Below are 20,793 nucleotides of genomic sequence, written 5' to 3' on the forward strand. Positions count from 1 at the left end.
GTCGAAGTCGTCACACGACGTTCACATGGGCAACACCCGTCGTGCTGCGTGCTGCTCGACGTGCCGTCACTCCGCGGCGATGAGGGGGCGGAGCGTGCGGTGGGCGATGCGCAGCCCCTCGAGGACCTTCTCGTCCGTGCCACCCCAGAGCGGGTCCTCGTGCTCGACCGACAGGGTGCCGTCGAACCCCGCTTCGTACAGGCGGTCGACGACGTGCGGCCAGTCCACGACGCCACGGCCCGGCACCCGGAAGCGCCACCAGCCCATGTCCCACGGGTCGCCGCCCTTGTCGACCTTGCCGAAGAAGCCGTACTCGTTGCGCTCCCGGGGGAACAGCTCGAGGTCCTTCGCTTGGGCGTGCACGATGTGCTCGGCGAACGGCAGGATCGTCTCGACCGGGTCGATGCCGATCCAGGTCAGGTGCGACGGGTCCCAGTTCAGGCCGAAGCCGAGGCCGGTGACCCAGCCCCAGAGCTCGGGGGAGTACGCCAGGTTGCCGGGGTAGCCGTCCGGGTGCCAGCCCTCCATCACGCAGTTCTCGATGATCAACCGCACGCTGCGCTCGCCGGCGTAGTCGACGAGCTCGGGGAGGACCCGGTTCCCTTCTGCCATGTTCTCCCGCACCGACTTGCTGTTGTCACGGCCGATGAACGTGCCGACGTACGGCACGCCGAGCACCTGTGCGGCATCGATCGCGTGCTTGAGGTGGGTGCGGACCTCCTCGCGCCGGGCGAGGTCCTGGTGCAGGTTGTTCTCGTAGTACGCGAGCGCCGAGATCTCGAGGCCGGTGCGGTCGAGCAGGTCACGGGTCGCAGCGGCGTCCTCGTCGGTGAACGTCGCCACCGGCAGGTGCGCCGCCTCGAAGTCGCGGCCACCGGTGCCGGGCCACACGCCGACCTCGAGCCGCTCGTAGCCCTGACCAGTCGCGAACTCGGCGATCCGATCGAGCGACCAGCCGGGCAGGCAGGCCGTCAGCATGCCGAGCTTCACCGGATCTCCCGCCACGTGGTCTCGGCCGCGCTGGTGATCACGGCGTCGATGATGTCGGCGGAACGTGCGCCGTCCGCGAAGGTCGGCAGGCCGTCGGGGGCCACACCGGTGCGGACCGCGGTGTAGGTGTCGGCGACGAACGCGGCGAAGGCGTCGAGGTAGCCCTGCGGGTGCCCGGACGGCACGATCGCCAGACGCCGCTGGTCCGGGTACCCCTGCGACGGGTCGCGCACGACGATCTGCGCACCACGCTCGTTGCCGAACCACGCGGACTCGGGCTGTTCCTGGTCGAAGGCGGCGCTGCCCCGGGTGCCGTCGACCTCGAACCACAGGCGGTTCTTCCGACCGGACGCCACCTGCGAGATCACCACGTTGCCGATGCGCCCGGTGCCGGTGCGGAACGTCGCGACCGCGGTGTCCTCGGTGGTGACCTCGGCCCGTTCCGCGGCGTCGGCGACCGGGTCGGGGTCCGGCGAGCCGGAGAACGACGGCCCCGAGGCCGCGGGGCGGGTCGGGTAGACGATGTCGGTCGCCGCGGACACCGAGGCGAAGCGCTCGCCGGTGACGAACTCGACCAGGTCGCACCAGTGCGAGCCGATGTCGGCGAACGCGCGGGACAACCCGCTCGAGGTCGGGTCGACCCGCCAGCTCGAGGCGTCCTCGTCGAGCATCCAGTCCTGCAGGTAGTGGCCGTGCACGGCGAGTAGTCGACCGAGGTCGCCGTCGGCGATGCGCGCGCGGATCTCACGGATCATCGGGTGGTAGCGGTACACGAACGGCACCGTGGCGACGACACCGGCGTCCGCCGCCGCGGCGACGAGTTCGGCGGCCTGTGCCGGGTCGATCGCGAGGGGCTTCTCGCACACCACGTGGATGCCCGCGGCGATGACCGCCATCGCCTGCGGGTGGTGCTGGTCGTTCGGCGTGCAGATGTGCACGACGTCGGGGGCGTCCGCGATGACGTCGTCGAGCGAGGCGTACCCACGAGGCAGGTCGAGTTGCGCCGCGACCTGCTCGGAGCGCGATGCGTTCCGGCCGAGCACCCCGAGCACCTCGGCACCAGCGGCCCGGGCCGCGCGGGCGTGGACCCCCGCGATCATGCCGGTGCCGATCACGACGACGCGGAGGCGTCGTCCTTCGTACCCACTGCTCATGGTGCTCCCTCGCGCCGAACTGTCACCACCGTAGCGGCCCGGCCGTCCACCGGGGCCGATGAGTACGGTCGGAGGCATGTCGAGCCTCCAGACCAGCCTGCTCATCCTCGGAGCCAGCGGCGACCTGTCCAAGCGCCTGCTCCTGCCGGGTCTCGCGACCCTGCTCGAGGTCAAGGACGACTGGGACGTCCAGCTCATCGGGGCGGGTGTCGAGGACCTCTCCGACGCCGACTGGAAGGCGCAGGTGCGCGAGTCCTTCGAGAACGCGCAGGCGTCGAAGAACGAGGGCGACGAAGGCGCGGAGGGCGAGTCGTCGCTGTCGGAGCGGCTGCAGGCCGTGATCGACGCGTCCTCGTACCGCAAGGCCGACGTCACGAGCGCCGACGACCTGCGCGCGCTGCTCGGAGCCTGCGACCACGACCCCGCGATCTACTTCGCGCTGCCCCCGGCCGTGACCGAGAAGAGCTGCGAACAGCTCGCCCACCTCGACCTGCCGAAGCGCACCCGCCTGGCGCTCGAGAAGCCGTTCGGTACCGACGCCGCCAGCGCCGAGCACCTGAACGACCTGCTGCACTCGTTCATCCCCGAGGAGCGCATCCACCGGGTCGACCACTTCCTCGGCCGTTCGACGGTGCTCAACCTGATCGGGCTGCGCTTCGCGAACCGCATCATCGAGCCCCTGCTGTCCTCGCAGCACGTCGAACGCGTCGACATCGTGTACGACGAGACCCTCGGGCTCGAGGGTCGCGCCCGCTACTACGACAAGGCCGGCGCCCTCACCGACATGATCCAGAGCCACCTGCTGCAGGTCATGGCGGTCGTGGCGATGGAGGCGCCGGCGTCGATCGACGCCGACGACCTGCGGACCCAGAAGGAACTCGTGCTGCGTGCCGTGCGGCCGTGGGGCGGCGACGTCGTCGCCGCCGGCAAGCGTGCCCGGTACACCGCGGGCACGGTCGGCGACCGCAAGCTGCCGTCGTACGCCGACGAGGACGGCGTCGACCCCTCGCTCGGTACCGAGACCCTCGCCCAGCTGACACTGGAGATCGCGAACTGGCGATGGGCCGGCGTCCCCTTCACGCTGCGTTCCGGTAAGGCGCTCGCGAAGCAGCGCCGCGAGATCGTCATCACGTTCAAGGACTCCCCGCAGGTGCCGGTCGGCCTGTCCGGTGCCGCCCACCCGGACCGGCTCCGGATCTGGATCGCCCCGGACGAGATGCAGCTCGAGCTGAACGTCAACGGCCCCGGCGACCCGTACACGATCGACCGCACGAGTCTCGAGACGACGTTCAACCCCGGACGGCTCAGTGCCTACGGCGAGGTCCTGGCCGGTGTGCTCGAGGGCGATGCGACGCTGTCGGTCCGCGGTGACAGTGCCGTGCAGGGCTGGAAGGTCGTCGGACCGTTCCTCGAGGCGTGGAAGGCCGGCACGACGCCGCTCGACGAGTACCCGGCCGGGTCGAGCGGTCCTGAGGACTGGGACAACATCGACGCCTGAGCCGGACGGCGGCGTAGCGTCGGACGACGTGACCACCATCGACGACGTCCTGCAGACCGTTCCCGAACCCGCCGGCGCCGACATCCGTGTCGAGCCCGTCCACTACGACCACGAGGGCACCGACCTGCTCGGCGTGCTCGCGAAGGACGCGGCCGTCGCCGGTCCCCGCCCGGCCGTCCTGGTCGTGCACGACTGGCACGGCGTGAACGAGCACGTCGAGGCGCGCGTGACGATGCTCGCCCGCCTCGGCTACGTCGCCTTCGGTGCGGACATCTACGGTGCCGGCGTGCGGCCCGGTGACGACACCGCCGGCCAGGTCGCCGGGTCGTACTACCAGGACCTGCCGTTACTCCGGGCACGTGCGACCGCCGGCCTCGAGCGGCTGCGGCAGGACCCCGACGTCGACCCTGCCCGCATCGTCGTCATCGGCTACTGCTTCGGCGGCTCCACCGCGATCGAGCTCGCACGCACCGGCGCGGACCTGGTCGGAGCGGTGTCGTTCCACGGCGGCCTCATCACGCACGACCCCGCCGACGCCTCGGCGATCCGGGCGAAGTTGCTCGTGCTGACCGGGGGAGCGGACCCCGTCGTGCCCGACGACGCCGTGCACGCCTGGCAGGACGAGATGCGCACCGAGCCCGGCGTCGACTGGCAGGTCGTCACCTACGCGGGTGCCATGCACGCGTTCGCCGTGCCGGGGACCGACGCGCCCGACCACGGCGCCCAGTACCAGGAGCGCGCCGACCGCCGATCGTGGCAGGCGCTGCGGGTGTTCCTGGCCGAGGTGTTCGACGAGGAGGCCGCGGCGCTGTGACGTCGGGGGCTCGGCTGTCGCCTCGCGACACGCCGGGTGGAGCGGTCGGGCGGCCTCGATTGGCGCCCGGGCCGGAGCTGTTGTAGAGTCTTCCACGGCCGCAAGGCCACGCGCTCGTAGCTCAATGGATAGAGCATCTGACTACGGATCAGAAGGTTGGGGGTTCGAGTCCCTTCGAGCGCACAGTGCCGGTTGAACGGCATGACACCGAACAGACGAAGGGCCCCGGCGGATTCCGCCGGGGCCCTTCGTCGTTGGTGGTTCGTGCGCGAGTCGTGTTTCACCGACGCTGACGCCCGAGCAGCGCGATCCCCAGCACGACCAGCGCCACGACGACGAGCCCGACGACGACGAGCAGGGGGAGCAGGTCGATCGACGCGGTGTCGTCGTGGCAGTCGACGTTCCCGACGGCACAGGAGGCGAGGACGGTGGTCGTGGTCATGGTCATGGTCCGAGTGAAGCACGGCGAGGTTGGATGGGGAACATGACGACGACGTCCGTGTTCGAACTGGTACCACGAGCGCAGTGGGTCGCGGACGACGAGTTTGTCTTCGCGATCCTCGATGCACACCCGGTGTCACCTGGCCACACGCTCGTCATCCCGAAGCGGCGGATCACCAGCTGGTTCGATGCGACCGAGGGAGAGCTCGCCGCGATGACCCGGATGGTGGCGCTGCTGAAGGCCCGGCTCGACGAGCAGCACCACCCCGACGGCTACAACGTCGGGTTCAACGACGGATCGGCCGCTGGCCAGACCGTCTTCCACGCCCACCTGCACGTCATCCCGCGCTTCGACGGCGATGTCCCGGCGCCGGCTGGCGGGGTGCGGCACGCCGTCGTCGGGCGCGGCCACTCCTGAGCGCGGTGGCCAGTGGCCAGTGGCCAGTGGAACGACTGGGCGACGAGTCAGCCCCAGAGGTGGATCGTCGAGTCGATGACGCCGGACAGCGCGAGGGCTCCCGGGACGAGCACGCCGAACAGGGTGAGCGTCGCGCCGATCAGGATGGCCGCGAACGCCAGTCCGTCCCCGCGCTCGCCGGTCCGTCGAACCTCGTGCCGCGCGATGAACCCGACGACGACGCCGCCGATCGGGGCGACGAAGGCGAGCGCGATCGCCACGACGGCGAGCAAGCTCAGCGGCGCGAGTCCGGGCGTCCCGTCAGTGCTCGGGGCCGAGGCGGCCGGCGCGGAACGCTCGGGGGCGAGGTCGGTCACGGGTGTCTTCCGTTCAGTCGGCGCACGTGGCGAGCTGCGGGCGTACGAGGTCCGCTCAAGAGTAGAGCGACGGCGACCGGAGCGGTGGCCCGCATTCGGGGTCCAGCTGCCCGGTCGGGCGACTTCGTGAGCAGAAATGGTCGGGTTCATCGACGGGACTCGACCATTTGTGCTCACGAAACGCACGCGCTCACGAAGCGCATGGCTCACGAGGCGCACGCGCTCACGAAGCGCACGCGCGTACGCGCGTACGCGCTCAGCGCCCGAGCGCCGTGAGCTGCTTCTGCAACCCGCGCGCGAGGTACGGCTCCAACGACGTCGCCCACGTCGCCGTGATGTGGGTGGTGTCCCGGTAGACCAGCACGCCGCCGATCACCGCGGGGCAGGTCCTCTCGGTGCAGTAGTAGTCGGTCAGGTCGATCACCCCGGCTCGTCCTCCGGCGGCCTTGAACGCCCGCACGGCCTCGATCGACGAGTCGGTCTGGGCGAGCGCCTCGGAGCGGGGCCGGTCGCACGACGCGTTCGTCGGCCCGGACATCTTGCTCACACAGGCGATGACGTCGGGCCGGGGGACCGGGTTGTCACGGATCGCGATGACGGGGAGTTCGTCGCCGGCGGCCTGCTCCCAGGCGTCGACGAGGCCGTTGCGGGTCGCGATGTCGCGTGAGGCTCCGGCCGGCAGGCTGACGGGCATCTGTGTGGCGGAGTGGGTGACGACCAGGGCGTCGGCGTCGCGGTGGGCTCGGACGTAGTCGATGGCCGCGTGCTTCCACGCGTTGCAGCCGCGCAGCGCGCCGGCGTTCACCGAGTTCTGCTGCGCCGTGGTGAGGTAGCAGCCGCCGATGCCGGCCATGTCGATGCGCCACCCGTTGTCGTCGGCGATCTTCTCGTAGGCGCCGAGCAGGGCGTTGCTGTGCGAGTCGCCGATGACGATCAGGTGCTTCGACCAGCCGGTCGCCTTGCCGAGCACGCAGGTGCGGAAGGTGCCGTTCCAGCACTCGGGGCGGTTCGCGTCGTCGTCCTCCGCCGCCGCGGGGGCCGGGATCCGCGTGTCGGCGAGGGCCGGGTCGACGCAGGGGTCGGCGGAGCTGATCCGTGCGGCTGCTCCGATGCAGGACTCGTCGTCCTGTGCCCGTTCGGTCGCGAGCCGCTTCGTGAGCTGCTCGGTGGCGCCTTCGGCGTGGACCTCCTGTACGTAGACGGCGGTCAGGGTCGAGGCGCCGAGGGTCACGACCGTGAAGGTGCAGATGACGCCGAGGGCGACGACCCCGCGGGGCCGCAGGTCGCGCAGCCAGGTCGAGAAGCGGACGGGTTCCTCGAACCAGATGGTCGTGACGGCTGCCAGTCCGACCGACACCAGGAGCACCGAGGTGCTGGTCGCCCAGTCGAGCGGGCGTCCGAGCATGATCGGCAGGATCACGACGAGCGGCCAGTGCCAGAGGTACAGCGCGTACGAGATCCGTCCGGTGAACGCGACCGGTCCGAGTGCGCCGATCGACTCGAACACGGTGCGTCCTCCGAACAGCACCACGAGGGTCGCGCCGGCAACGGGGAGCAGTGCGGCAATCCCGGGGAACGGCGTCTCCGCCCCGATGACGAACAGGGACAGGACGAGGGCCACGGCGCCGACACTCGTCAGGATCATGCGCACCCGCCGGGCGACCTCGGTGCGGACCTCGGGCAGGTGCACGGTCGCGGCGAGGCCGCCGAGCGCGAACTCCCACGCGCGGGTGCCGGTGGAGAAGTACGCGACGCCGGGGTTCGTGCTGGTCTGCACGATGCTCCACACCAGGGACAGCACGACGACCGCGCCGAGCAGCAGGCGTGCGGTGGTCAGCGTCGAGAGGCGCCCGCGCACGGCGACAGCCAACCCGATCAGCAGGAGCGGCAGGACGATGTAGAACTGCTCCTCGACCGACAGCGACCAGAAGTGCTGGAACGGTGAGGGGTCGTCCGCCGAGGCCAGGTAGTCGACCGAGTTCGCCGCCAGCTCCCAGTTCTGCAGGTAGACCGTCGACGCGATGAGCTCGCGGCCGTACTGCCCCCACAGTGCGCTCGGCACGGCGACGAGCACCGCTGCGCCGGTGGTGAGGATGGTGAGGAACGCGGCCGGCAGCAGGCGTTTTGCCCGGCGGGACCAGAACCGGCCGAGGTGGATCGTGCCGGTGGCGACCTGTTCGCGCAGCAGGAGACCGGTGATGAGGAACCCGGAGATCACAAAGAAGACGTCGACCCCGACGAACCCGCCACGCAGGGCGTGCGGCCACAGGTGGTACACGACGACGGCCAGCACCGCGAACGCGCGGAGACCCTGGATGTCCCACCGCGTCGTGTCGCGCGCGCGGTGCGCGGGGCCCCGCTCGCCCGGCGTTGCAGTGTTCACTGCGACGATCCTACGAGAAGCACGTCACGCCCTGGGACGGCACGCGAGAAGACGGGAGGCCCGTGGCGGTCTCGCCACGGGCCTCCCGTCCGTCGTTCGCTCGCCCCCACCCCGTGGGGTTCCGAGATCTCGGAACCTCGCGGGCACGCACCGTCCTGATCGGAACCTCGACGGAACGCACGCGGGGTGTCGTGGAACCCCGACGCACCGCGCGCCGCGTGTCGTGGATCCGCGCGCAGCCCTAGACGCTCGCGCGCACCTCGGCCAGCGACGGGTAGTCGGTGTAGCCCTCGGCGGTCGCACCGTAGAAGAGCTCGGGGCGGGGCTCGTTCAGCTCCGCATCCTGCTCCCAGCGGTGCGCGAGGTCCGGGTTCGCGATCGCCGGACGGCCGACGGCGATCGCGTCGGCGATGTCCTGGTCGTGGACGACGGTGATCGCTTCCTCACGCGTCGTCATCGCGCTGAAGCCCGAGTTGACGATGAAGGGTGCGCCCGCGGTGCGGCGGACGTGCTGCACCAGGTCGCCGGTCGGCTCGGCGTGCAGGACGTCGATGAAGGCGAGTCCGAGCGGCGCGAGGCCCTCGGCGATCGCGGTGTAGGTCGCACGGACGTCGGCCGCGTCGTCCTCGATGACGCCCTGGATACCGTGCTCGGGCGACAGGCGGATGCCGGTGCGGTCTGCGCCGACGGCCTCGGCGACGGCGGTCGTGACCTCGATCGCGAAGCGGGCGCGGTTCTCGGGGGAGCCGCCGTACTGGTCGGTGCGGGTGTTGGACACCGGGGACATGAACTCGTGCACCAGGTAGCCGTTGGCGCCGTGGACCTCGACGCCGTCGAGTCCGGCGGCGATCGCGTTGCGGGCAGCCTGCGCGAAGCCCTGCACGGCGTCCTGCACCTCGGCGGTGGTCAGCTCGTGGGGGACGGGCATGTCGGCCTTGCCGGTCGCGGTGTGGGTCTGACCGGGAGCGGCGATGGCGCTCGGGGCGACGATGCGCGGCGTCTGCGAGATGTCGGGGTGCGAGACACGGCCACCGTGCATGAGCTGCATCACGATGGTGCCGCCCTCGGCGTGCACGGCGTCGGCGACGCGGCGCCAGCCGGCGATCTGCTCGTCGGTCTCGATGCCGGGCTGCCCGGGGTAGGAGCGGCCTTCCTGCACGGGCCAGGTGCCCTCGGTGATGATCATGCCGAGGCCCGCACGCTGACGGTAGTGCTCGACGAGCAGGTCGTTCGGGATGCCGTGCTCACCGGCGCGGGTGCGCGTGAGCGGGGCCATGACGACGCGGTTCGACAGGCGCAGGGCGCCGAAGGAGGTGGGTTCGAAGAGCTTCACGAGGGAGTGGAACGTCGTGTTGCTCGGTGCAATTCCCGCCGTCAGTCGCGCGGGCAGACCAGGGTCGACGAACGGACCTGGCCCTCGGGGCGGATCACCTGGTGCAGGGAGAGGGGCTTGCCGCAGATCGGGCAGCCGCGGTCCACTGACCGGTCGTCGACCCCCTCGGGGTGTCCGGCGCCGATCTGCGACGGTCCCATCTTGTTGATGAGCGTCGTGTTCCACCGTTCGTACCACTTGCCGAAGCGCCCCACGGTGTGTCCTTTCGTTCGTGCACGAACCATTATGGCACCATCGGCCCCGGGATCACACCTGGTCGACCCGCTCCAGCAGTTCCGTCAGGTCGTCCTTGAGCGCTTCGAGGCGTTCCAGTGGCCACCCGAGCCGGTCCGCGACCGCCAGGGGGACCGCTCGTGCGCGGTCGCGCAGGGCCCGCCCGGCCGTGGTGAGCGAGACCTCGAGCTGCCGTTCGTCGGCGGCGCTGCGGGTCCGGCGGACGTAGCCGGAGGCCTCGAGTCGCTTGAGCAATGGGCTGAGGGTGGCTGAGTCGAGCCGCAGTTCGCCGGCGATCTCGCGCACCGACCGGGGATCCTGCTCCCAGAGTGCGAGCATCACGAGGTACTGCGGATGCGTCAGGCCCATCGGCTCGAGCAGGTCGCGGTACAGCCCGATGACGCTCCGGCTCGTGGCCGCGAGGGCGAAGCAGAGCTGCCGGTCGAGCGCGAGCGGGTCGGGTGCGGAGGTCATGCGCCCACGATACCGTTCGCCCACGAAGTGTTCCGGGGTCCTCTCACGATGCCGCGCGGGCGCTTCCATGCGTGAGCAGGATCCGACAGAACACCAGTCGATCAACGCGTGTTCTGTCGCACGTTGCGGCCGCATCAGATGCGTGCGCATGTTCCGACGTTCCACGCGTCGATCAACGGGTGGATCGTCGGAAGGTGCGGACGCATGCGTCCGGCCGCCGGGCGCGGGGTGGGCGCACGCACGGGAGGCCCGGTGCCGGTCTCGTGGACCGGCCCCGGGCCTCCAGGCTGGGTGCGTCGACTACGCGCGGTGCGCGGGCGGGTGCCCCGACTCGTGCGCGTTGGCGTCCGGCGCCACGGGGAGGGCGTGCGACCCCGTGTGGGTGTCTTCGTGGCCGGGCTGGCCCGGCTGGCCCGGCTGACCGGGCTGGCCGGGCTGGCCGGGCTGACCGGCGACCGGGTGCGACCGCTCGAGCTTCGCGCCCTCGACGTCGACGTCCGGCACGATCCGGTCGAGCCACTTCGGGAACCACCACGCGCTCTGGCCGAGCAGGTGCATCGCGGCCGGGATCAGCAGCATGCGGACGACGAACGCGTCGATGAGCACACCGAACGCCAGCCCGAAGCCGATCGGCTTGATGGTGGAGGAGTCCGAGAAGATGAAGCCCGCGAACACCGAGATCATGATGATCGCCGCTGCCGTGACCACCGCGCGACCGGCGTGCAGCCCGCGCTGGACCGCGACCTTCGCCGAGGCGCCGTGGGCGTAGGCCTCACGCATGCCGGACACCAGGAACAGCTGGTAGTCCATCGCCAGACCGAACAGGATGCCGATCTCGATGATGGGCAGGAAGCTCAGGATCGGAGCCGGGTCGTGCACGCCGAACACGGAGCCGAGCCAGCCCCACTGGTAGATCGCGGTCAGGCCACCGAACGACGCCATCACGGACAGGATGAAGCCCGCCGTCGCCGTGATCGGGACCAGGAAGGACCGGAACACGATGATCAGGATGATGAGCGACAGGCCGACGACCACCACGAGGTAGAGCGGCAGGACGTTCGACAGCTTCTCGGACACGTCGATGTTGGCGGACGCGTTGCCCGCGACACCGAGCGTGACCGTCCCGTCGTCGGTCGTGACGGTCTGCTCGCGCAGGTCCTTGACCAGGTTCTCGGTGGAGATGCTGTCGGGACCGCCGCCGGGCTTCACCTGGAGCGCGATGATGTCGCGTTCCGACGAGGTGCCGATCGGCAGGACGGCCTTGACGTCGTCGTTCTTCGCCAGGGCCTCGCCGATGGTGACCTCGGTCGCGGTGACGTCGGACTTGCTGATCGACTCCGGCAGGGTCGCGACGACGAGCAGCGGGCCGTTCTGGCCGGCACCGAACTCCTCGTCGAGGGCCTTGTACGCCTTGTACTGGCTCGAGTCGACGGACTCGGACGCACCGGTCGGCAGGCCGAGGCGCATCTGCGTCGCGGGGAGCGCGATGACACCGAGCACGGCGACACCGGCGACGAGCGTGACGATCGCGCGCCAGGTCTTCATCGGCTTGTTCGGCACCCGGGTCGAGCCGGTGTTGCCGATCTTCGCGCGCTCCTTCTTCCGCAGGATCCGCATCCCGATCAGGGACAGCAGCGCCGGGGTGAACGAGGTGGCGATGAGGATCGCGAAGAACACCGCGACCGCACCGACCGTGCCCATCAGCCCGAGGAACGGGATGCCGGTGATGTTCAGCGCGAGCAGCGCGACGATGACGGTCGCACCGGCGAACACCACGGCGTTGCCCGAGGTGCCGTTCGCGAGGCCGATGGACTCGTGCACCTGCATGCCCTGCTTCAGCTGGGTGCGGTGTCGGTTCAGGATGAAGAGCGAGTAGTCGATGCCGACCGCCAGGCCCAACATCACCCCCAGCACCGGCGTGACCGAGATGAACTCGACCAGGCCGGAGAACGACAGCGAGGCAAGTGAGGCCACGCCGACACCGAGCACGGCGCTGACGAGCGGGATCGCCGCACCGATGACGGTGCGGAGCATCAGGAAGAGCACGAGCGCGGCGATGATGACGCCGACGATCTCGCCCGGTCCGAGGATCGACGGCACGCCCTGCGCGATGTCGTTCGACACGTAGACGTTCACGCCGCTGATGTCGGCCGAGTCGGCGTCGTCCGCGATGGCGGTCTTCGTGTCGGCGGGGACCTCGTAGGTCGACTTCGTGAACTGGACCGTGCCGATGGCGGCGCTGCCGTTCGACGACACGAAGCGGACGTCCTTCGACAGGTCGAGGAGCTTCGAGCCCTGCTCCAGCTCGTCGGCGCTGTCGTCGAGCTTCTTCGTGTTGGCGTCGATCGTCTTCTGCGCGTCGGCGATCTGCTGCTCGCCGGCGTCGATCTGCGCCTGCTGGGCGTCGATCTGCGCCTGCGCCTGCTGGAGCTGCGCCGCCGCAGCCTGCGCCTGCGCTGCGGGGAGTGCTGCGCCGGCGGCCTCGGCCTGGGCCTTCTGGGCGTCGAGCTGCGCCTGGGCGTCCTCGATCTGCTGCTTGCCGGAGGTCAGCTGCGCCTTCTGAGCGTCGAGCTGGTCCTGGCCGGTCTCGAGCTTCGCGCGGCCGTCGGTGATCTCCTTGCGGCCGTCGACGATCTTCTGACGCTGCTCGTCGAGCTGGTCCTGGGTGTCGAAGCCGCTCGTCGCGCCCTTGACGCCGTCGAGCTTCTCGACCTTGGTCAGGAAGTCCGCGACCTCCGACTTCTGCGCGTCGGTGAACGCCTTGCCGTTCTTCGTCTCGAAGACGATCGTGCCGTTGCCGCCGTTGGCGGACGGGAACTTGTCGGCGAGCTCGTCCTGCACCTGACTGGTCTTGGTGTTCGGGATCGAGATCGCCGACGAGATCGTGCCCGAGAACAGGCTGTAGGTGACGCCGGCGACGGCCATGATCACCACCCAGGTGATGATCACGAGCCAGTGGCGTCGTGCGGAGAACCGTCCGAGACGGTAGAGGAGACCGGCCATGCGGTTGCCCCGTTCCTTTCGTTGCAGGTGCTGTGTGGAGCGGGGTGCGCCGGTGGACCCCTGGGGATGGAAGCGTCAGTCGGTGGGCATGTAGCCGCTGCGGACGCTGTGCACCAGTCGTGCCAGCAGGGCGTCCCAGTCGGCGACGGACTGCTCGTCGATCGCGGGGCCGGAGGTGGCCAACCAGTGTTCCGCGATCACGACGATGCCGCTCATGAGCGACTCGACGAGCAGGGCGGCGTCGAGGGGATCCGCTGCCGGGTAGCGGCGTGCGACCTCGTCGCGGAGTCGTTCGGTGACCCGCGAGAACGCCGTCTGGGTGAGGACCGCGGCCTTCGGGTCGTCCTTGCCCGGGTCACCGAGGATCCGGTACATGCTCGAGATCGCGGCTGCCAGGTCGGCTCCGCGTGCGGCGGACTCGAGCTCGTCGAACATCGAGGCCCGGCTGCCGTCGCCGACCGGGGTGCGTGCCATGTCGGCGAGGAACCGGTCGATGATCACGGACAGCTCCTGCTCGCACACGGCCAGCAGGACCTCGTCGAGGGAGGCGAAGTGGTTGAACACCGTCCGCCGCGCGATGTCGGCCCGTGCTGCCAGGTCGTCGACGCTGAACTCACGGCCGCCGCGTTCGTCGACCAGGTCGCGTGCGGCCTGCAGGATCGCCGCACGGTGCTTCGCTTTGAGGGCGGCGCGGCGGTCGGTCGTGAGGGTCACGAATGAGAACACTAGGTGCATCGATGCACTCGGTGCAACGACTACGAGTGCATCCTCAGGTTCGTACCCCGCGGTGGAAACTCGGTTCTGAACAGATGTGCGCATGGTTGACTGCACCCAGCACGACCGCCGGTGCGACCGGCGGCGCGACCGCCAGAACGACCGTTGTACGAAGGAGTACCCGATGCCCGTCCGCCTGTCCCCGGAGACCCTCGACGAGATCGCCGCGAGCGGTGTCGCCGTCCCGACCTACGACCGCAGCGGGATCACCGCCGGCATCGTGCACTTCGGCGTCGGCGGCTTCCACCGCGCGCACCAGGCGATGGTGATCGACCGGCTGCTCCAGCAGGGCGAGGCGCGCGAGTACGGCATCTGCGGCGTCGGTGTCCTCGAGCAGGACCGCCGGATGGCCACGGCGATGGCGGAGCAGGGCGGCCTCTACACGCTCGTCCTCAAGCACCCTGACGGCACGCGCGAGTCCCGCGTCGTCGGCAGCATCGTCGACTACCTGCTCGCCGTGGACGATCCGGACGCCGTCGTCGAGAAGATGGCGCACCCGGACACCAGGATCGTCAGCCTGACCATCACCGAGGGCGGCTACAACTTCGATCACGTCACCGGCGAGTTCGTCGCGGACGAGCCCGGCGTCGCGGCCGACCTGCGCGGCGACGGACCGCCCCGCACGGTGTTCGGCCTGGTCGTGGCAGCGCTGCAGCGGCGCCGGGAGCGCGGGCTGGAACCGTTCACCGTGATGTCCTGCGACAACATCCAGGGCAACGGCCACGTCGCCCGCGACATGTTCACGGCCTACGCACGCCTGCAGGACCCGGCGTTCTCCGACTGGATGGACGAGCACGTGTCGTTCCCGAACTCGATGGTCGACCGCATCACCCCGGTCACCGCCGACGAGGACCGCGCCTGGGTCCGCGACGAGCTCGGCATCGAGGATGCCTGGCCCGTCGTCGCCGAACCGTTCTTCCAGTGGGTGCTCGAGGACGACCACCCCGCCGGACGTCCGCCGTACCAGGACGCCGACGTGCAGATCGTCGAGGACGTCGAGCCGTACGAGCTGATGAAGCTCCGGTTGCTCAACGCCTCGCACCAGGGCCTGTGCTACTTCGGGTACCTCTCCGGGTACCGCTACGCGCACGAGGCCACGCAGGACCCGGCGATCGCCACGTTCCTGCGCCGCTACATGGACGACGAGGGCTCGCCGACCCTGCACCCCGTGCCCGGCATCGACCTCGAGGACTACAAGTCCACCCTCATCGAGCGCTTCCAGAACCCCGAGGTCCGCGACACCCTGGCCCGCCTCTGTGCCGAGTCGAGCGACCGGATCCCGAAGTGGCTGCTGCCGGTGGTCCGCGACAACCTCGCCGCCGGCCGGCCCGTCACGCTGTCCGCCGCCATCGTCGCGTCGTGGGCGCGCTACGACGAGGGCACGGACGAGTCCGGCGAGTCGATCCAGATCGTCGACCGGCTGGCCGAACCGCTGCACCGCATCGCCCTCACCCAGCGCGACGACCGGCTCGCCTTCATCGCGAACCGGCAGGTCTTCGGCGACCTGATCGACGACGAACGGTTCGTCGCGGCGTACCGCGACGCCCTCGACGGGCTCATCGCCGACGGCGCCCACGCCACGGTCGAACGCTTGTCGCGTTCCTGACGCGAGTCGCGCCCTGCGCGTGACCGAACGGCGGACGGGAGGCCCGGTGCCAGCTGGTGCCGCGCCTCCCGTCCGGTGCCCGGTAGCGTCACGGGCTATGGTCGCGTCGTGAACCGGACCGACCGCCTGTACTCGCTCGTCGAGGAGCTCCGCGCCGCGGCGCCCGCGCTGCGGAGCGCGCGACGACTCGCCGAGCGGTTCGGAGTCAGTGTGCGCACGGTCGAGCGGGACCTGCTGTCCCTGCAGCAAGCCGGGGTGCCGATCTGGGCCGAGCCGGGGCGGACCGGCGGGTACACGATCGACGTCCGTGCGACGCTCCCGCCGCTTGGACTGACCGCTGACGAAGCGCTCGCGGTGGCGATCGGCCTCGGCACGCTCGGCTCCAGCCCGTTCCGCGACGCGGCGCGCAGCGCTGCCCGCAAGGTCACCGCGGTGCTCGCCGAGGACGACGCCCGACGGGCAGCGCGACTCGCGAGCCGCGTGCACCTGCTCGAGTCGGGGGAGCGCACGCCGGCTCCCACGGCGCTCGCCGGTGCGCTGACGGGCGGGCGCGTCGTCCGGATGCGGTACCGCGACGCAGCGGGCGCGGAGACCGACCGCGTGGTCGAACCGCTCGGGTACATCGGGAAGGGCGAGGACTGGTACCTCGTCGCGTGGTGCCGGTTGCGCGACGGCGTCCGGGCCTTCCGCGGAGACCGGGTGCTGGCGGTCGAGGAGACCGACGAACAGGCTCCGCCCCGGGTGGTCCACCTCGACGAACTCGACATCCCGCACGGCGTCCTGCGCCCCGTGCTCGGAGACCTGCTCGGGGACTGAACCGCCAGATCCGCCTGCTCACTCGCCGAAACACCGACAGGACGGTGTCGCGGTGGTCGCGCATGCTCGACGAGTCCGGTCACGGTGGCCGGCCAGGAGGGCTTCCCATGCAGTTCGCATCCATCCGGATCATCACCGACGACCTCGACGGGATGGTGCGGTTCTACGAACGCGTCACCGGGACCGAGGCGCGGCGGCCCGCACCCGTCTTCGCCGACATCGTGACCGGCGGCGCCGTGCTCGCCCTCGCGACCCCGGCGACCGTGGCGATGCTCGGACCGGCCGCAGTGGAGCCCCGCACGAACGGCGGGGTGTTCCTCGAGTTCGTGGTGGACGACGTCGACGCCGCGTTCGCGGGATTGCGTGGCGACCTCGACGACGTGGTGCTGCCGCCGACGACGATGCCCTGGGGAAACCGGTCGGCGCTGTTCCGTGACCCGGACGGCAACCTCGTGAACCTCTTCAGCCGTCCCGCTTGACCGTGTATTCTGTCAGTCACTGACAGAATCGAGTGCACATGCAGCTCCACGTCGAGACCCACGGTCACGGCCCGGTCCGGGTCGGACTCGTGCACGGCATCCTCGGTTCGGCGCTGGTGTGGCGCGACCTCGTGTCCCACGCCGACCCGGACCGGTACACGTTCCTCGTGCCGGACCTGCGGGGTCACGGCGAGAGCGACCGCGCGGCGTCGTACACACTCGCCGCGTTCGCCGACGACCTCGCCGAGACGCTGCCGCAGGGGCTCGACGCCGTTGTCGGACACTCGCTCGGCGGGCGGGTGCTGTTCGACGCCGTCGACCGGTTGCGCCCTGCGCGGGCGGTGTACCTCGACCCCGGCTTCCACCTGCGGGCACCGGGGCGGGGCGTGCTCGGTCGGGCGTTCTGGGCGCTGCCCGGGCTGCAGCCGCTGCTCGTGAAGGCGTACGACCGCACCGATCCGCGGTGGGGTCCGGCGAACGTCGCCCGGGCCGAGGAGAGCCATCGGCACTGGGACCGCACGATGCTGCGCGACGTCCTGCGAGCGGTCGCGACGACACCGGTCGCTCCGGCGGCCCCGTGCGTGCCGTCGACGCTCGTGCTCACCGACGACGGTCGACACGTCGTGCCCGCGGCCGAGGTACCGGTCTACGAGCACCTCGGGTGGGACGTCGAACGGGTGCGCGGCGTGCACCACGACCTCGCGATGGAGGACGCCGCGCGTACGATGCGGCTCCTCGACGACGTGCTCGGCGGGGCGCACGCATGAGCGTCACCACGGTGTTCGGCGGGGTGTCCAACGTCCTCGTCTCCGACGGCACGACCTCGCTGCTCGTGGACGGCTTCTTCAGTCGTCCCTCGTTCCCACGGCTGATGCTCGGCCGGCTCCGACCGGACGTCACCCGGATCGAGGACGCACTCGCACGGTTCGACGTCGACCACCTCGATGCCGTGCTCGTCTCGCACTCGCACGCCGACCACGCCCTCGACGCGCCCGTGGTCGCGGACCGGACCGGGGCCGAACTCGGCGGCTCGACGTCCACCCGGATGATCGCCACCGGGTACGGGCTCGACCGCGTGCCCTTCCGGGAGCTCCACGACCGCGAGTCGTTCGCGGTGGGGGCCTTCACGGTCACGCCGCTGCACGCGCTGCACAGTGACGGCGACGCGGTCCCGGGCGAGATCACCGAGCCGGTCACCCTGCCGGCCCGGATGCGCGACTTCCGTACCGGCGGGTGCTCCTCGTTCCTGTTCGAGCACCCGGACGGCTCCGTACTGGTGCACCCGACGGCGAACTTCATCCCCGGAGCGTTCGCGGGGCTCCACGCCGACACCGTCTACCTGGGTGCGGGCGCCGCCGGTGCGAAGCCGACGGCCTGGATCGAGCAGTACTGGCAGGAGACCGTCGGTGCCCTGCGTCCGAGCGTCGTCCGGCCGGTGCACTGGGACGCGTTCTGGCGTCCGTTGACCCGTCCGCTCACGCCCCTGCCGAAGAAGCTCGACCGCCTCGACGTGACGATGCGCGCGTTCGCACGCCTGGCGGACGCCGACGGTGTCGACCTCCGGCTGCCGGAGCTCTGGCAGCGCGAGACCGTCTCCATGCGGTCCGCGCCGTGACCGGGGTCCGGGCGCAGAACCGCCGGGCGACGGAGTGTGCCGTCGAGGACGCCGCGGTCGCGCTGGTCGGCGCGCGCGGGTTCGACGTCGTCACCGGGGCCGAGATCGCGACCGCGGCCGGCATCACCGAGCGCACGTTCTTCCGGTACTGCGCTTCGAAGGTCGACGCGTTCTTGTTCGTCTCACGCGACGTCCACGACGCCGTCACCGCCGCCGTGACCGCCCCGGTGCCGTTCGATGCGTTGACCGAGGTGATCGCCGAGGTGCTCGCGACGTTCGAACGCGATCGCCACGACGACCTCGACCGCCTGGTCCGGGTGCGCGCGCTGCTCGTCGCCGATCCGGTGCTGCTGTCCGCCGTGCTCGAGCGGGACGCCGCGCAGACGCTGGAGCTGCAGTCGGCGTGGCAGGGCGCCGACCGGTTCGCGGTGCCGTTGGCGCTGCTCGCGCTGCGCGCCGCGTTCGACGAGTGGGCGGAGCGCGCCGCAGGGGAGTCGCTCAGCGCGGCGTTCCGGCGGACCTGCGCCGCGCTGCGCAGGGCGGCGACTGGCGGCTGATCGCGCGTCACGCCCTGGACGCATCCACCGGGCGGACGGGAGGCCCGTGGCGGGCGTGACCCGAGCCTCCCGTCCGCTCTGGACCGTGACGCGAGACGCGCCGGGCAAGCACGTTCCTCGTGTGGTGACGGTTCTGGTTCACGTTCCCCGTGGATCACGAACCAGAACCGTCAGTCGTCAGGAAGCACGTCGTCGTCCCACGGCACCGGCGTCGTCTCGCCCGTCTCCCAGTCGTGGCGCAGGATCCCGTAGCCGACCGACGCCACCGCGCGGCCGCCCTCGATCGGCCACCCCTCGCGGTAGTGCGCCTCCTTGACCCACCCGGCACGCACGAAGACCCGGCGCATGGCCGTGTTGTCCTCGCGGGTCTGGCCCTCGAAGCGGGCCACCGACGGCAGAGTGCCGAAGACGTGGTCGGTGACCGCACGCAGTGTCGGGACGCCGAGGCCGCGACCGCGGAACGCGCCGGCGATGCGCAGGTCGAACAGCGGGACCGGGTCGTCCAGGTCCGCGAGCCGGACGAACCCGATGCGGCCGTGCTCCGTGTGGTCGACCCAGTACGAGTCGTGCTCGTCGTCGCGGTAGGAGCCGGAGTCCACGGCCTGGACGGCCTCTGCACGGTTCCACGTCCGCCGCACGTGGAACGGGAAGTCCTCGGTCGACAGGAAGTCGACGAGTGCGTCGTGGTCGATCCCGGTCGGGTCGAGCCGGGTCAGCCGGACGGAGCGCTCGGTCATCCCGTCACGCTAGCGGGGGTGCAGCGTGGTGGCCCAGCGTCCGATCGCGTCGTACGCCTGCTCCCGCACGTCGGGCGCGGACAGCACCACGTCGTGCACGGCTCCCGGCAGCCGGCGGACCGTCACCTCGTTCCCGAGCGACAGGGCTCGGTGGGCCACCGTGTCGACGTTCAGCGCGACGTCGGCGTGTGCCATGCCGGGGTCCCACCGGGGTTGCAACATGCTCTTGTCGCTGAGCATGACGAGGACGGGGACCTGGATGTCGAGCCCGTGCTCGACCGTCTCCTGCCCCGCGAAGACCGCCGCGAGCCAACCGGGGTGCAGGGGGAACCCGCGTTCCGGCCGCCACTGCTGGTCGTACGTCCACGAGCCCTCGCCGGCGGCCGACACGGTGCGCGTGTAGAAGCCGGGGTCGACGGCGGGCATCGGGGCGAGGGGGTTCCGCTTGGCGCCGAGCTTGATGACGGGTGCGACGATCGCCCGGCCCACGGCGGTCGCCTGGAACTCGAGCCACGGACTGTTCAGGACGACGCCGTCGACGAGTTCGGGGTGGCGCGCAGCCCACAGCGACAGCGTCAGACCGCCGGTGGAGTGCCCCATCAGCACGAGCCGCCGCTCGCCGGGGCCGGGGTGCTCGGCGGACACCGCGTCGAGCGCTGCGGCGATGTCCTCGTCGTACACCGCCAGGGCGTCGACGTTGCCCGGGGTCTGGTGGGGGCGGAGGCTCCGGCCGTACTTCCGCAGGTCCAGCGCGTGGAAGCGGGCCCCGAGCCGTTCGATCCGCTCCGCCAGCTCGGTCTGGAAGAAGTAGTCCGACCACCCGTGCACGTACAGCACGTCAGCGCCGTGCAGCGGCCCGCGCCCGTGCAGCAGCAGGTCCGTCGGGGTGTGCCGACGACGGACGAGGGTGGCGACGACCGGCCCCTCGGGGTCGGAGCCGAGCGGCAGTTCGAGTCGCTCGTAGGGCGCTCCGAGGACGTCCTCGTGCCACCGCTGGACGACCATGACCCCACCGTATCCGGCACCGCTGCGGGTGGTACCGGGGTACCACGGTCGCTCCGCGGAGATCGTC

The 20,793-nt window shown here is 70.8% G+C and carries 21 protein-coding genes and 1 tRNA gene; 10 read left to right on the forward strand and 12 right to left on the reverse strand.

Going from position 1 to position 20,793, the window contains the following annotated elements:
• Nucleotides 1–66: 66 nt before the first annotated feature.
• Nucleotides 67–990, reverse strand: a complete 924-nt coding sequence (locus EDF53_RS01240) for a sugar phosphate isomerase/epimerase (protein WP_123292302.1) — start codon at nt 988–990, stop codon at nt 67–69.
• Nucleotides 987–2,144 carry a Gfo/Idh/MocA family protein gene (locus EDF53_RS01245; protein WP_173169152.1) on the reverse strand — a complete coding sequence of 386 codons (1,158 nt, stop codon included), beginning with the start codon at nt 2,142–2,144 and terminating at the stop codon, nt 987–989. Before EDF53_RS01245 ends, EDF53_RS01240 begins: the two co-directional genes overlap by 4 nt.
• A gap of 76 nt (nt 2,145–2,220) precedes the next feature.
• On the opposite strand from EDF53_RS01245, the gene EDF53_RS01250 reads away from it, so the two are divergent.
• The 3 genes from EDF53_RS01250 to EDF53_RS01260 all read left to right on the forward strand — a co-directional run bounded on the left by EDF53_RS01250 (nt 2,221) and on the right by EDF53_RS01260 (nt 4,639).
• Nucleotides 2,221–3,642: a glucose-6-phosphate dehydrogenase gene (locus EDF53_RS01250; protein ID WP_123291881.1), complete on the forward strand. Its 1,422-nt coding sequence runs from the start codon at nt 2,221–2,223 to the stop codon at nt 3,640–3,642.
• Between the two features lie 28 nt (nt 3,643–3,670).
• Complete coding sequence (locus tag EDF53_RS01255) at nt 3,671–4,456, forward strand: dienelactone hydrolase family protein (protein ID WP_123291882.1); 786 nt, start codon at nt 3,671–3,673, stop codon at nt 4,454–4,456.
• A gap of 110 nt (nt 4,457–4,566) precedes the next feature.
• Nucleotides 4,567–4,639: transfer RNA gene (locus EDF53_RS01260), tRNA-Arg, on the forward strand.
• Between the two features lie 97 nt (nt 4,640–4,736).
• On the opposite strand, the gene EDF53_RS19105 is transcribed toward EDF53_RS01260, so the two are convergent.
• Nucleotides 4,737–4,904 (reverse strand): hypothetical protein, encoded by a 168-nt coding sequence (locus EDF53_RS19105; protein WP_185020890.1) that lies wholly within the window; start codon nt 4,902–4,904, stop codon nt 4,737–4,739.
• A 36-nt stretch (nt 4,905–4,940) separates the two neighbouring features.
• Between EDF53_RS19105 and EDF53_RS01265 the strand changes: the two genes are divergently transcribed.
• On the forward strand, nt 4,941–5,315 hold the full coding sequence (locus EDF53_RS01265; protein ID WP_123291883.1) for an HIT family protein: 375 nt from the start codon (nt 4,941–4,943) through the stop codon (nt 5,313–5,315).
• 47 nt (nt 5,316–5,362) lie between these two features.
• Here EDF53_RS01265 and EDF53_RS01270 read toward each other — a convergent pair whose 3' ends face one another.
• From EDF53_RS01270 to EDF53_RS01300, 7 genes are all read right to left on the reverse strand, one after another.
• Nucleotides 5,363–5,671, reverse strand: a complete 309-nt coding sequence (locus EDF53_RS01270; protein WP_185020891.1) for a DUF4190 domain-containing protein — start codon at nt 5,669–5,671, stop codon at nt 5,363–5,365.
• Between the two features lie 256 nt (nt 5,672–5,927).
• The gene (locus tag EDF53_RS01275; protein ID WP_185020892.1) at nt 5,928–8,054 is read right to left on the reverse strand and encodes an acyltransferase family protein; all 2,127 of its coding nucleotides are present in this window, start codon (nt 8,052–8,054) and stop codon (nt 5,928–5,930) included.
• A gap of 241 nt (nt 8,055–8,295) precedes the next feature.
• Nucleotides 8,296–9,387 (reverse strand): alkene reductase, encoded by a 1,092-nt coding sequence (locus tag EDF53_RS01280; RefSeq protein WP_123291886.1) that lies wholly within the window; start codon nt 9,385–9,387, stop codon nt 8,296–8,298.
• Between the two features lie 41 nt (nt 9,388–9,428).
• Nucleotides 9,429–9,641: a hypothetical protein gene (locus EDF53_RS01285; RefSeq protein WP_173169183.1), complete on the reverse strand. Its 213-nt coding sequence runs from the start codon at nt 9,639–9,641 to the stop codon at nt 9,429–9,431.
• A 52-nt stretch (nt 9,642–9,693) separates the two neighbouring features.
• Complete coding sequence (locus tag EDF53_RS01290; RefSeq protein ID WP_111086213.1) at nt 9,694–10,134, reverse strand: MarR family winged helix-turn-helix transcriptional regulator; 441 nt, start codon at nt 10,132–10,134, stop codon at nt 9,694–9,696.
• A gap of 300 nt (nt 10,135–10,434) precedes the next feature.
• Nucleotides 10,435–13,137, reverse strand: a complete 2,703-nt coding sequence (locus EDF53_RS01295) for an MMPL family transporter (protein ID WP_123291888.1) — start codon at nt 13,135–13,137, stop codon at nt 10,435–10,437.
• Nucleotides 13,138–13,212: 75 nt separating this feature from the next.
• Nucleotides 13,213–13,851 (reverse strand): TetR/AcrR family transcriptional regulator, encoded by a 639-nt coding sequence (locus EDF53_RS01300; RefSeq protein WP_165901448.1) that lies wholly within the window; start codon nt 13,849–13,851, stop codon nt 13,213–13,215.
• Between the two features lie 184 nt (nt 13,852–14,035).
• Between EDF53_RS01300 and EDF53_RS01305 the strand changes: the two genes are divergently transcribed.
• The 6 genes from EDF53_RS01305 to EDF53_RS19110 all read left to right on the forward strand — a co-directional run bounded on the left by EDF53_RS01305 (nt 14,036) and on the right by EDF53_RS19110 (nt 18,984).
• Nucleotides 14,036–15,517, forward strand: coding sequence for a mannitol dehydrogenase family protein (locus EDF53_RS01305; protein WP_123291890.1), 1,482 nt, complete (start codon nt 14,036–14,038; stop codon nt 15,515–15,517).
• A 108-nt stretch (nt 15,518–15,625) separates the two neighbouring features.
• Nucleotides 15,626–16,333 carry a YafY family protein gene (locus tag EDF53_RS01310; protein WP_123291891.1) on the forward strand — a complete coding sequence of 236 codons (708 nt, stop codon included), beginning with the start codon at nt 15,626–15,628 and terminating at the stop codon, nt 16,331–16,333.
• Nucleotides 16,334–16,440: 107 nt separating this feature from the next.
• Nucleotides 16,441–16,812, forward strand: coding sequence for a VOC family protein (locus tag EDF53_RS01315; RefSeq protein ID WP_123291892.1), 372 nt, complete (start codon nt 16,441–16,443; stop codon nt 16,810–16,812).
• Nucleotides 16,813–16,850: 38 nt separating this feature from the next.
• Complete coding sequence (locus EDF53_RS01320; RefSeq protein ID WP_123291893.1) at nt 16,851–17,579, forward strand: alpha/beta fold hydrolase; 729 nt, start codon at nt 16,851–16,853, stop codon at nt 17,577–17,579.
• Nucleotides 17,576–18,427: an MBL fold metallo-hydrolase gene (locus EDF53_RS01325; protein WP_123291894.1), complete on the forward strand. Its 852-nt coding sequence runs from the start codon at nt 17,576–17,578 to the stop codon at nt 18,425–18,427. The genes EDF53_RS01320 and EDF53_RS01325 overlap by 4 nt, the downstream gene beginning before the upstream one ends.
• A complete protein-coding gene (locus EDF53_RS19110; RefSeq protein WP_185020893.1) occupies nt 18,424–18,984 on the forward strand; it encodes a TetR family transcriptional regulator in 561 nt (186 codons plus the stop codon). The genes EDF53_RS01325 and EDF53_RS19110 overlap by 4 nt, the downstream gene beginning before the upstream one ends.
• A 170-nt stretch (nt 18,985–19,154) precedes the next feature.
• Here the strand turns inward: EDF53_RS19110 and EDF53_RS01335 are convergent, their stop codons facing one another.
• Nucleotides 19,155–19,721 (reverse strand): GNAT family N-acetyltransferase, encoded by a 567-nt coding sequence (locus EDF53_RS01335; RefSeq protein WP_123291895.1) that lies wholly within the window; start codon nt 19,719–19,721, stop codon nt 19,155–19,157.
• 9 nt (nt 19,722–19,730) lie between these two features.
• On the reverse strand, nt 19,731–20,726 hold the full coding sequence (locus tag EDF53_RS01340; RefSeq protein WP_123291896.1) for an alpha/beta hydrolase: 996 nt from the start codon (nt 20,724–20,726) through the stop codon (nt 19,731–19,733).
• Nucleotides 20,727–20,793 lie beyond the last annotated feature (67 nt).

The sequence above is a fragment of the Curtobacterium sp. PhB78 genome (genome assembly GCF_003751685.1).
GTDB lineage: Bacteria > Actinomycetota > Actinomycetes > Actinomycetales > Microbacteriaceae > Curtobacterium.

Bases quoted from the DNA above. Each gene is read 5' to 3' on its own strand.
- EDF53_RS01325 (WP_123291894.1), top strand. From the start codon at position 17,576: ATGAGCGTCACCACGGTGTTCGGCGGGGTGTCCAACGTCCTCGTCTCC.
- EDF53_RS01290 (WP_111086213.1), bottom strand. From the start codon at position 10,134: ATGACCTCCGCACCCGACCCGCTCGCGCTCGACCGGCAGCTCTGCTTC.
- EDF53_RS01320 (WP_123291893.1), top strand. From the start codon at position 16,851: ATGCAGCTCCACGTCGAGACCCACGGTCACGGCCCGGTCCGGGTCGGA.
- EDF53_RS01305 (WP_123291890.1), top strand. From the start codon at position 14,036: ATGCCCGTCCGCCTGTCCCCGGAGACCCTCGACGAGATCGCCGCGAGC.
- EDF53_RS01265 (WP_123291883.1), top strand. From the start codon at position 4,941: ATGACGACGACGTCCGTGTTCGAACTGGTACCACGAGCGCAGTGGGTC.
- EDF53_RS01315 (WP_123291892.1), top strand. From the start codon at position 16,441: ATGCAGTTCGCATCCATCCGGATCATCACCGACGACCTCGACGGGATG.
- EDF53_RS01340 (WP_123291896.1), bottom strand. From the start codon at position 20,726: ATGGTCGTCCAGCGGTGGCACGAGGACGTCCTCGGAGCGCCCTACGAG.
- EDF53_RS01245 (WP_173169152.1), bottom strand. From the start codon at position 2,144: ATGAGCAGTGGGTACGAAGGACGACGCCTCCGCGTCGTCGTGATCGGC.
- EDF53_RS01250 (WP_123291881.1), top strand. From the start codon at position 2,221: ATGTCGAGCCTCCAGACCAGCCTGCTCATCCTCGGAGCCAGCGGCGAC.
- EDF53_RS19105 (WP_185020890.1), bottom strand. From the start codon at position 4,904: ATGACCATGACCACGACCACCGTCCTCGCCTCCTGTGCCGTCGGGAAC.
- EDF53_RS01295 (WP_123291888.1), bottom strand. From the start codon at position 13,137: ATGGCCGGTCTCCTCTACCGTCTCGGACGGTTCTCCGCACGACGCCAC.
- EDF53_RS01335 (WP_123291895.1), bottom strand. From the start codon at position 19,721: ATGACCGAGCGCTCCGTCCGGCTGACCCGGCTCGACCCGACCGGGATC.